The 6838-nt window shown below is 72.5% G+C and carries 8 protein-coding genes; 2 read left to right on the top strand and 6 right to left on the bottom strand.

What is annotated here, in order from left to right; all coding sequences use genetic code 11:
* Positions 1-89: 89 nt before the first annotated feature.
* Genes AB0I21_RS48160 through AB0I21_RS48140 form a run of 5 tightly spaced genes read right to left on the bottom strand, consistent with a single transcriptional unit; the run spans position 90 to position 3373 of the window.
* A complete protein-coding gene (locus tag AB0I21_RS48160) occupies positions 90-584 on the bottom strand; it encodes a hypothetical protein (protein ID WP_360571314.1) in 495 nt (164 codons plus the stop codon).
* Between the two features lie 2 nt (positions 585-586).
* On the bottom strand, positions 587-919 hold the full coding sequence (locus AB0I21_RS48155) for a hypothetical protein (protein ID WP_360571312.1): 333 nt from the start codon (positions 917-919) through the stop codon (positions 587-589).
* A 4-nt stretch (positions 920-923) separates the two neighbouring features.
* Complete coding sequence (locus tag AB0I21_RS48150) at positions 924-1748, bottom strand: YbaB/EbfC family nucleoid-associated protein (protein ID WP_360571310.1); 825 nt, start codon at positions 1746-1748, stop codon at positions 924-926.
* 42 nt (positions 1749-1790) lie between these two features.
* Positions 1791-2477 carry a histidine phosphatase family protein gene (locus tag AB0I21_RS48145; protein WP_360571308.1) on the bottom strand — a complete coding sequence of 229 codons (687 nt, stop codon included), beginning with the start codon at positions 2475-2477 and terminating at the stop codon, positions 1791-1793.
* A 17-nt stretch (positions 2478-2494) separates the two neighbouring features.
* Positions 2495-3373: a DUF72 domain-containing protein gene (locus AB0I21_RS48140; protein ID WP_360571306.1), complete on the bottom strand. Its 879-nt coding sequence runs from the start codon at positions 3371-3373 to the stop codon at positions 2495-2497.
* A 239-nt stretch (positions 3374-3612) separates the two neighbouring features.
* Here AB0I21_RS48140 and AB0I21_RS48135 point away from each other — a divergent pair, with 239 nt between their 5' ends.
* The gene (locus AB0I21_RS48135) at positions 3613-4122 is read left to right on the top strand and encodes a PASTA domain-containing protein (RefSeq protein WP_360571304.1); all 510 of its coding nucleotides are present in this window, start codon (positions 3613-3615) and stop codon (positions 4120-4122) included.
* A gap of 10 nt (positions 4123-4132) precedes the next feature.
* Here the strand turns inward: AB0I21_RS48135 and AB0I21_RS48130 are convergent, their stop codons facing one another.
* Positions 4133-5227, bottom strand: coding sequence for a hypothetical protein (locus AB0I21_RS48130; protein ID WP_360571302.1), 1095 nt, complete (start codon positions 5225-5227; stop codon positions 4133-4135).
* Positions 5228-5451: 224 nt separating this feature from the next.
* Between AB0I21_RS48130 and AB0I21_RS48125 the strand changes: the two genes are divergently transcribed.
* A complete protein-coding gene (locus AB0I21_RS48125) occupies positions 5452-6783 on the top strand; it encodes a ricin-type beta-trefoil lectin domain protein (RefSeq protein ID WP_360571300.1) in 1332 nt (443 codons plus the stop codon).
* The last annotated feature ends 55 nt before the right edge of the window (positions 6784-6838 follow it).

The raw sequence follows: 6838 nt of genomic DNA, 5'->3' as shown, positions 1-6838 counted from the left end.
ATGTGCCAGACGAAGAGTGTTCATGTCAGCCACCCCCCGCCTACCAGCATCCCTCCGGCCGCCGCTATCCGCCTACCTCACGAAGATCCTTAACCACCCAGCACCGCGTTCAGCGCGAGGTCGATCAGCTGGTCGATGACGAACTGCGTGATCATCTTGAAGATCGGGATCTCCAGCAGCGACGCGCCGAAGGTGGCGATCGCGGTGGCGATGGCCTGCGCGATCTCGATCGCGAGCAGGATCAGCTGCACGATCACGTTGATCTTCAGGGCGAGCACGATGCCCGCGCAGATCATCAGGCCGGCGCCGATGAGGTGGGCGGCGGTCGCGCCGTCCTCCAGGTTGGTGCGGGCGGAGTCGCCCTGCTGCCACGTCGCCTGGAACGCCTCGACGGCCGAGTCCTTGTTGTCGGTCCAGATCCGGGCAGCCGAGGCGTCGGCGTCGGCGAGCCCGCTGGTGATCCGGTCCGGGAACGCCATCCATGCGCCGCCCATCTCGAACAGCTTCGTCTCGTCGGCCTCGGGCCACGAATACCCGAGCATGCCGAGCAGCGAGATCAGCTCACCGGGGAGTTGCAGGCCCATGCTCAGCCGCCCAGCATCTGCTTGTAGGCGTTGAGGTCGGCCTTGTTGCCGGCCTCGTTGTCGACGTAGTTCTGCCCCATCTGGCGGGCGGTCGCGCCGATCTGCTGGATCTCCTCCGTGTTGCCCGCGTAGGTCTCGAACGCGAGGTCGGAGATCACGCCATACACCATCCCGATGAGCGAACCGATGTCGTCGGCGCCCCACGGCTCGCCGTACGCCGCGAGCTCACCCTGGAACGCGGTGATCTCCCGGTTGATCACGCCGGCGGCGGACATGATCCCGTCGCCGGAGCGCATGATGCCCTCGGGGTCGATCTCGACGTGGTCGGACGGCATCGGCTCACGGCTCCCTGATCCTCGACATGATCCCGGTCAGCGACGCGGTCAGCTGGGTCATCTGGGTCACGCTCGCCTCGCGCAGCTCCCCCACCCGGCGGCGCAGGTCGGCCAGGTCGGCGGCGGACCGCTCGGCCGCGGCGGTGCCGGCGGTGGCGAGCGCGGCGTTGACGGCGGTCACGGCGTGCGCGGCGAGGTCGATCGAGGGCAGCCGCATGGCCCGCGGCCCGAACGCGAACCCGGTGACCGTGCCACCGGCGTCGACCCGCGCGGACACGTGGCCCTCGTCGTCCGCGCCGGTGTGTTCCGGCTCCTGGTCCTGGTCCGGCGCTTTGTGCTGTGCGACGCGCAATGTACTGGTGAGCGAGGCGAGCAGCTGCTCCAGCCCCTGCCCGCCGGTGTCGCCGCCGAGTCCCGTCCGGTCGCCGACCCTGCCGATCGCCCGGTTGAGCGCGGCCTGGATCTCGTACATCGCGCGCTCACCCTGGTCGCGCACCTGCTCGACGCTCGTCTCCAGGGTGGCCAGGGGCGGCGGGGCGTCGTCGCCGGCGGCGCCGAGCAGCCGCGCCCTCGACCGGCGCAGCGCCTGGTTGACCGCGTCGGTGAGCAGCTCGCCGAGGTCCTCGCCGGTGAGCCGCATGACCTGCGGGGCGAGGGTGACCGACCGCAGCCGGCCGTGGTCGGCGACCGCCTCGACGGCCCCGTCACCGGCGCGCCCGGTGCCTTCCGCACCCCCGGGCTCCGGACCTGGCCCCTTGCCGGCGGTGGCCCGCAGCTCGGCGAGCTGCCGCTGCGCCTCGTCGATACGCCGCGCATAGTCGTCCGTCATGGTCCACCTCCCCGTCGCACCCCCGCCGGACCTCCTAACAAGCTACCTGAGGTGGTCGACGGCGTTGTACGTGAGCAATCCGTCACCGTCGAACCGGGTGACGGACGCGTTGAGGACCGGGCCCGCGGCCATGACGGCGGTGACCTCCTCGACGGTGAGCGGCTCCAGCAGGTGGCGCAGGGTGAGGACGACCGCGTCGTGCGCGACGATCCAGACCCGCCGGCCGGGGTGGTCGCGCTCCAGGTCGTCGAGGGCCGCACGCACGCGGGCCGCGATGTCGTGGAACGACTCCCCGCCGGGCGGCCGGTAGCCGAACTCGCCCGCCGCCGCGCGGCGGGCCGCCTCCGCCGGGAACCGGGCGCGGACCGCGGCGGTGGTGAGCAGCTCAAGCTCGCCCATCCGCCGGTCGACGAGCCGGTCGTCGAGGGTGGCGTCCGGCAGCGCGACGCCGTGCGCGGCGGCCTCGGTCCGCGCCAGCCGCCACGTCTGCACGGCGCGCAGGAACGGCGAGCACACGACCGCCTCCGGCCGCCGGTCGGGCGGCTGCGCGGCCAGCCACCGCCCGAGCGCCGCCGCCTGCGCCCGCCCGGGTCCCGTCAGCGCGACGGCGGCGTCCGGCCCGGTGACGCCGCTGTCCAGGCGCCCCTCGGCCTCCGCCACCGCGAACGCCGCGTTCGCCGCGCTCTGCCCGTGCCGGACGACCGTCAGCTCGCCGAGCGTGGTCCCCATCGATCGATGGTCGCACCTCAGCGCTCGCAGTCGTCCAGGAGCTCGATGAGGTGGGCGGCGTTGCGCTGCGCGTTGTCGGCGCAGCAGTTGTTGAAGAGGGCGTGGGTCTCGCCGGTACGGCCGGCGAGGGCGCGCAGGTGCGTGGCCCACGCCGACAGCTCGGCACCGGTGTAGAAGTGGGCGAACTTCTCGTCGACGTCGCCGCTGGCCCAGTTGGGGCTGTGGCCGTGGAAGCGGACGACGGCGAGGTCCGAGGTGGCCTCGACGACCGGGGGGACGGACGAGCGGTGCCCCTGCGGCATGTCGACGACGACGTAGGGCAGGTCGTGCTCGCGCAGGAACCGCAGCGTCGCCTCCCGCTCGTCGCCGGCGAACCAGGACGCGTGCCGGAACTCCACGGCGACGCGCAGCGGGTGGCACCGGGCGGCGACGTCGAGGATCGTGCGGCGGCTCGCGGCGCGGGCGGTGAACCACGGCGGGAACTGGAAGAGCACGGCGCCGAGCTTGCCGGCGCGGGCGAGAGGGTCGAGCGCGGCGAGGAACCGGGTCCAGACCTCCTCGTACGTGCCGGGCGGCAGGTCGTCCGGGTACACGCGCGGCCGGCCGGCGGCGGGGCGCAGGTCCTTCGGCAGCGCGGCGACCCGGGTCGGGTGGCCGGTCAGGAGGCCGAACGCCTTGACGTTGAAGGTGAACCCGGCGGGCGTGCGCCCGGCCCAGAGGGCGGCGGTGCGCTCGGCGGGCAGCGCGTAGTAGGTCGCGTCGACCTCCACGATCGGGAACCGGGTGGCGTAGTGGGCGAGGCGGCGCTCCGGGGTGCTGGCGCCGGGCGGGTACCAGCCCGACTCGAGCAGCGACCGGTGCGTCCACGAGGCGGTGCCGACCTTGATCTCACCCATGCCGGCACAGCGTCCCCCGCCGGCGCCGGTGGTAAACCCGGCGTTGCAGACATCGATGAGCATCGCGGGCCGTGATCCCAGTGGGTGCAGCGGCGCCCGGGATCGGCTTCGGCACCACGCACACGGTGGCGGTGGTGGCCGGGGCGCCGCTGCTGTTCGACACCGACCTGCGCGACCCCGACCGTAAGGGACCTCCCGCTCACGTTGCCGTGACGCGGGCGCGGAGGCAGAATCCGGCCGTGAACTCTCCAGCAGGGCCGCCGCCGGCCAAGCGCGGGATCATCGTCGGCGCCGCCGCCGTCGCCGCCGCGGCGGCCGTCGTCGCGGGAGTGGTGATCGCCGGGCGTGACGACGGCGGCACCCGACCGGCCGCAGGCCCGGCGACGTCAGGTCCGGCGACGGCCGCCAGTACACCGGCGGCGAACGCCGATTCGGGCTCCCCCACGCCCGGCACGAGCGCCGCCGCCACCGCCCCGGCACCGAGCACACCGGGCACACCGGGCACACCGGTCGCCACCACCGCGGCGGCGACGGTCGCGATGCCGGACCTGGTCGGCAAGAACGCGGCGGCCGCCCGGATCGAGCTGGAGCGGCTCGGCTTCGGCGACGTGCGGTTCGGCTCGCAGGACACCGGCGAGACGAGCGTCGTGCTGCCGCAGAACTGGACGGTGACCCGGCAGTCGGCCGCCGCCGGCGCGCGCGTGCCGACGACGACCGCGATCGTGCTGACCTGCACCCGCCGGGTCTGACCCGGTCCCTTCAGGTGGTCTGGGTGACCTTCGGCGTGATCAGGTGTGCGTAGCGGCGGGTGGCCACGAGCAGGAACTTGCCGTCGCCCTGCCGCGAGAACCGGCTGCCGACCAGGTCCACCACCGCGGCCTGCGCGGGCAGCGTCTCGACGTGCCGGCCGACCGTGGCCCACATCTGCTTCTCGGTCGCTCCCGGGTGGAACAGGTACTTCTCGAAGTACGTGATGTCGTGCGCCCTCGTGGCCCTGAGGTGCTGGCGCAGCGACAGGCCGATGGTGGTGTTGTCGCCCGCGAGCTCGGCCTGCGTGGCCGTGCCGGGCGACGGCCGCGCGCCGAGCAGCGACTGGAGCGTGGCGGCGTAGGTCGCCAGTGAGCCGCGCAGGGCGGCCGCGTAGCCCACGCCCTTCGCGGCGATCTTCCCGTCGGCCAGGAACTGCTCGGCGATCTCGTCGATGCGGCCCAGCCGGTCGCGCATGGCCAGCTCGAACCGGCGATCCAGCTCGGCTGTGGTGATGACGGGCAGCGACGACAGCGGCCCGTCGGGGAACACCCGGACGGTCAGCGCCTGGTCCTTGGGGGCGCCGCCGCTGCCGGTGACGCCCGCGTACGGGTTGCCGGCGATGATCATCCAGCTGACGGTGCCGACCTCGCCCAGGTCCGGGCGCAGCGCCGGCTCGGCGCGCTTGAGGTTGCCCACGATCTCGCCCAGCACGTCGCTGGTGACCGCCATCTTCCCCGCGACCGACGCGTGCCGGTCGGCCCCGTCCTTGTCGGTCTGGGCGAGCGCGCCGCGGTCGTGCGCCCCCAGGTACTGGGTGACCCGCGGGTCGCCGAGCAGCGCGCGGGGATCCTTGCCGGACAGGCCGGTGCCGGACTCGGCCCGCAGCGCCTGCTGGTGGACGAGGGCGGCGTCGATCTCGGTGAGCTGGCCGGCCGTGAGCCCGACGGTGGTGCTGGTCAGCACGCGGACCTTGTACTTCGCCCCGCCATCGAGGACCACGTGCACCTCGCCGGTGCCGATCCGCTTGTTCGGCCTGCCCGTGTGCGTGGCGTCGGCGTACAGGTCGACGAGGTTGCCCGGGGCCAGCCGGTATTCGGGTTGCATCGCTGCTCCTTCGCGCTCGGTGGGTTCGCGGCGATGGAGACGTGCCGGGTAGCGGATCCGATACGGAGTGTCGCCATGCCGACATCACTGCGTGCCGGGACGATCACCCTGAGCCAATGATGATTGCCGATGTTGACCCGACCGCATGGACGGTCGTAGTTTTCATCGACATCAATGGTCGATGAGAAGAATTTCCGTCGGCCGGACGTTCAGGAGGCACCGCCATGCCATCGAAACGTGCCCTGCGCCGCCCGCTGCTCGCGGGCGCCGCGCTGGCCCTCGCGAGCGCGCTCGGCGCCGTCGCGGTCACCGCGGCCACCGCCGGCCCGGCCCATGCGGCCCCGAACAGCTGCGGCTTCGTGTTCGACGACTTCAACTACAGCTCGTCCGCCGACGGGAACTTCACCGGTCACGGGTGGACCCCGCGGGGCAACGCCGGCGGTCCCGGCGTCCCGGGCGCCACGTGGGCGCCCGGCAACGTCACGTTCCCGACGTCCGGCGGCCAGAAGGTCATGCAGCTGACCGCGTCGACGAACGGCACCGGCGCCGGGACGCGGCACGCCGAGGTGTACTCCAACCAGAAGCGGTACTTCGAGGGCACCTACGCCAGCCGGATCCGCTTCGCCGACGCTCCGGCGAGCGGCGACGACGGCGACCACATCAACGAGACGTTCTTCGCGATCAGCCCGCTCAACGGCGACCTCGACCCGACCTACAGCGAGCTCGACTTCTCCGAGTACCTGCCGAACGGCGGCTGGGGCGAGGCCGGGCCGATCAACTACCAGACGAGCTGGTACACGTACCGCAACGAGCCGTGGCTGGCCGACAACACCCACTCCGAGCAGCGCCGTAGCATCGACGGCTGGCACGACCTGGTGGTCCAGGTGTCCGGCGGGCACGTCAAGTACCACATCGACGGCGTCCTCGTCGGCGACCACTCCGGCAAGTTCTACCCGCGGCAGACGATGACCGTGAACTGGAACCTGTGGTTCATCGACCTCGCCACCCACACCGGCGGCACCTCGACCTACGTGCAACAGGTCGACTGGTTCCTCTTCGCCCGCAACCAGGTGCTGTCACCCAGCCAGGCGACCGCCCAGGTCAACAGCTACCGCGCGGCCGGCAGCACCTTCACCGACACGTTCGACACCGCCCCGGCGTGCGGCGGCCAGTCCGGCACCTCGGCGATCATCGGCAACGGCAGCGACCGCTGCATCGACGTGCCGAGCTCCAACGCCACCGACGGCAACCGCCTGCAGATCTGGGACTGCAACGGCACCGGCGCCCAGCAGTGGACCTTCGCCGCCGACGGCTCGCTGCGCGCGCTCGGCAAGTGCATGGACGTCTCCGGCGGCGGCACCGCCGACGGCACGGTCGTGCAGCTGTGGACCTGCAACGGCACCGGCGCGCAGAAGTTCACGCTGACCGCCGCCGGCGACCTGGTGAACCCACAGTCGAACAAGTGCGTCGACGTGCAGAACGTGGCCACCGCCAACGGTTCGAAGCTGCACATCTGGACCTGCAACGGCGCCAGCAACCAGAAGTGGCACCGGTAGCACCGGCTGCTCGCTTCGCCGGAGCGGCCGCTGTACGGGGCGGCGGCCGCTCCGG

The sequence above is a fragment of the Dactylosporangium sp. NPDC050588 genome (assembly GCF_040654975.1).
Taxonomy (GTDB): Bacteria; Actinomycetota; Actinomycetes; order Mycobacteriales; family Micromonosporaceae; genus Dactylosporangium; species Dactylosporangium maewongense.
The sequence above is the reverse complement of the archived record's forward strand: the minus strand, read 5'-3'. Positions and strand labels throughout refer to the sequence as shown.